Source organism: Micromonospora sp. NPDC002296 (genome assembly GCF_040296145.1).
Taxonomy (GTDB): Bacteria; Actinomycetota; Actinomycetes; order Mycobacteriales; family Micromonosporaceae; genus Micromonospora.
On sequence record NZ_JBEOWQ010000114.1, the window covers coordinates 1 to 2,849 of the forward strand.

The 2,849-nt window shown below is 74.8% G+C and carries 1 protein-coding gene; it reads left to right on the forward strand.

The window, feature by feature from the left end:
- Positions 1-2,849 (forward strand): non-ribosomal peptide synthetase (locus ABT023_RS28900; protein WP_350889847.1); only part of this gene is annotated, 2,849 nt, incomplete at both ends.

Sequence of the window (2,849 nt, forward strand, 5' to 3'; positions counted from 1 at the left end):
CGGTCGACCCCGGCTACCCGCCGGCCCGGATCGGCTACCTGCTGGCCGACAGCGGCGCGGCGCTCGTGCTGGCCGCCGACCCGGCGGCCGTCCCCGACGGCGTCCCGGTGCTCCCGCTGCCGCCGGCCGACGCGGCGGTGCCCGCGTCGCCGCCCGACGCGGCGGTGCCCGCGCCCCAGGCGCAGGCCGACGGGCGGGACCTGGCGTACGTCATCTACACCTCCGGCTCGACCGGCGCCCCGAAGGGGGCGATGATCGAGCACCGGTCGCTGGCCAACCGGCTCGCCTGGATGCAGCGGCTGCACCCGATCGGCCCGGACGACGTCATCCTGCACAAGACGCCCACCACCTTCGACGTGTCGGTGTGGGAGCTGTTCTGGTGGGCCCGCGAGGGCGCGTCGGTGTGCCTGCTGCCGCCCGGCGCGGAACGCGACCCGCAGGCCATCGTCGCGGCGGTCGCCGCGCACGGGGTGACCACCCTGCACTTCGTCCCGTCCATGCTGGGGGCGTTCCTCGACTGGCTGGCCACCGCCGACACCGCGCCGCTGGCCGGGCTGCGCCGGGTCTTCGCCAGCGGCGAGGCGCTCGGCCCGCACCACGTCGACCGGCTGGCCGCGCTGCTGCCGCACGTCACCCTCGTCAACCTGTACGGCCCGACCGAGGCCACGGTCGACGTCACCCACCACCGCTGCGTGCCCGGCGGGGAGCGGGTGCCGATCGGCCGGCCGGTGGACAACACCCGGCTGCACGTCCTCGACGAGCGGCTGCGGGTCCAGCCGGTCGGGGTGCCGGGGGAGCTGTGCATCGCCGGGGTGCAGCTCGCCCGGGGCTACCTCAACCGCCCCGAGCTGACCCGGGACCGGTTCGTGGCCGCCCCGGACGCGGGGGAGGAGCGGGTCTACCGCACCGGCGACCTGGCCCGGGTGCTGCCCGACGGCACCATCGACTACCTGGGCCGCCTCGACCACCAGGTCAAGGTGCGCGGCCACCGGGTCGAGCTGGGCGAGGTGGAGGAGGCGCTGCGCGGCCACCCGGCCGTGAAGGACGCCGTGGTGGTGGCCCGCGACGGCAACCTGCTCGGGTACGTGCTGACCCGCTCCCCGGTGGCCGAGCGGGCGCTCACCGAGCACCTGTCCGGCCTGCTGCCCCGGTACCTCGTCCCCGCCCGGGTGGTGGAGTTGGCCGAGTTCCCGCTGTCCGGCAGCGGCAAGCTCGACCGGCGGGCGCTGCCCGACCCGCCCGCCGACGACCGCCCGTACGTGCCGCCGCGCACCGACGCCGAGCGGATCCTCGCCGGGGTGTGGGCCGACGTGCTCGGGGTGGACCGGGTGGGGGTGGAGGACAACCTGTTCGCCCTCGGCGGCAACTCCATCCACTTCGTCACCGTGCTCGCCCGGGCACACGCCGCCGGGCTGGACCTCACCTTCCAGCAGATGTTCCGTCACCCCACCATCGCCGCCCTCGCCGCCGCCCCGGCGACCGGCGAGCGGCCCCCCACGTACGCGCCGTTCGACCTGGTGTCCCCGGCCGACCGGGCGCTGCTGCCCGACGGGGTGGTCGACGCGTACCCGCTGGGGCAGCTCCAGGCCGGGCTGATCTTCCAGAACGAGCTGGCCCGGGGCGCGGCCCAGTACCACGACATCATCAGCTTCCTGATCAGCGCGCCGTTCGACGAGACCGCGTTCACCGAGGCGGTGCGGCGGCTGGTCGCCGACAACCCGATCTTCCGCACCAGCTACCACCTCACCGGGTACGGCGAGTACCTCCAACTCGTGCACGCCGACGCGCCGACCCCGCTGTGGGTGACCGACCTGCGCGGCCTGGACCCGGCCGAGCAGGAGCGCCGGTACGCCGACTGGCACGACCGGGAGCAGGCGTACCGGTTCGTCTGGCGGGAGCCGGGGCTGGTCCGCGTCCACGTGCACCTGTTCGCCGACGACCTGTACCGGTACAGCCTCAGCCAGCACAACTCGGCCCTGGACGGGTGGAGCATCACCCTGCTGCACACCCGGCTGTTCGACACGTACCACCGGCTGCGCGACGGCCGGCCGCTGACCGAGCCGCCGGCCGGCAACCACTTCCGCGACTACATCGGGCTGGAACGCCGGGCCGTCGCCTCCGCTGCCGACCGGGACTTCTGGCGGGACGTGCTGGCCGACGGCGGGGTCACCGAGCTGCCCCGCTGGGAGCCGCCGACCGTCGAGGCGCAGCGCCCGGTGGTCTTCCACGAGGTGGACGTCTCCGTCGGGCTGTCCGAGCGGCTGCTGCGGCTGGCCGACCGGCTCGCCGTGCCGCTGAAGACCCTGCTGCTCGCCGCGCACGTCAAGGTCATCGGCGCGCTCGCCGCCGAGGCGGCCGTCGTCACCGGGTACGAGCAGAGCGGCCGGCCCGAGTCCGAGGGCGCCACCACCGCGATGGGGCTGTTCCTCAACACCGTGCCGCTGCGCGTCGACCTCGGCGACGGAAGCTGGGCCGACCTCGTCGGCCGGGTCTACCGGGCCGAGGCGGACCTGTTGCCGCACCGGCGCTACCCGATGGCGCAGATGAAGGCCGACGCCGCCACCACCGACCCGCTGTTCGAGACGGTGTTCAACTACACCCACTTCTACCTGCTCAAGCGGCTGCGCGAGCGGGCCGGCTTCGAGCTGCTCGACGTGCGGGTCAGCACCGAGACCGAGTTCGCCCTGCGCGCCGAGTTCATGCGCGACTTCTTCACCGACCAGGTCCGGCTGAGCCTGCACTACCACTCGGCCGAGTTCACCCCGGAGCAGGCGGCCGGGATCGGCGAGGCGTACCGGCGGGCCCTCGCCGCCCTGGCCGACACCCCGGACGCCCCGCACGGCGGGTAC